Source organism: Mesorhizobium sp., assembly GCF_004962925.1.
GTDB lineage: Bacteria > Pseudomonadota > Alphaproteobacteria > Rhizobiales > Rhizobiaceae > Mesorhizobium.
This window is the reverse complement of sequence record NZ_SUEO01000047.1, coordinates 6,269-7,021: the sequence shown is the minus strand read 5'-3', so window position 1 is coordinate 7,021 and position 753 is coordinate 6,269. Positions and strand designations below refer to the sequence as shown.

Sequence of the window (753 nt, the reverse complement as noted above, 5' to 3'; positions counted from 1 at the left end):
CGTGGCGCGTGTTCCGGCGTGTCGTGCTGCCGCAGCTCAGGCTCGCCATCTGCGGCGGCTCGCTGCTGGTCGGCCTGCATTTCCTGGCCGAATATGGCCTCTACGTGTTCATCCGCTTCGACACCTTCACCACAGCGATCGTCGACCAGTTCCAGTCGACCTTCAACGGCCCCGCCGCCAACATGCTGGCTGCGGTGCTGGTGACATGCTGCTTCGTGCTGCTCGGCATCGAGGTGCTCGTGCGCGGCGAGGAGCGCTATGCCCGCGTCGGCTCGGGCGCCGCGCGTCCCCTGCAACGCACTAGGCTCGGCCGCGCCACGATCCCGTGCCTGCTGCTGCCGGTCGTCACCGCGCTGCTGGCGCTTGGCGTGCCGTTCGTCACCATCGGCCGCTGGCTTGTGGCCGGCGGTGCCGATGTCTGGCGGTTCGACGAGATCGGCCTGGCGCTCGGCCAGACCCTGTTCCTGGCGCTCGCCGGCGCCCTGCTCGCTACCGTCGCCGCCATGCCGATGGCCTGGATCTCGATCCGCGCGCCGGGACCGCTGCAGCGTCTTCTGGAAGGCTGCAACTACATCGTCGGCTCGCTGCCCGGCGTCGTCGTGGCGCTGGCACTGGTCACCATCACGGTGCGCATCGCTCTGCCGCTCTACCAGACCCTGTTCACGATCCTCGTTGCCTATGCGCTGATGTTCCTGCCGCGCGCCCTGATCAGCCTACGGGCGTCGATCGCCCAGGCGCCGGTCGAGCTCGAAC

1 pseudogene is annotated in these 753 nt (G+C 69.1%); it reads left to right on the top strand.

What is annotated here, in order from left to right:
* A pseudogene (locus E5W87_RS12285) lies at positions 1-753 on the top strand (ABC transporter permease); the annotation flags it as partial.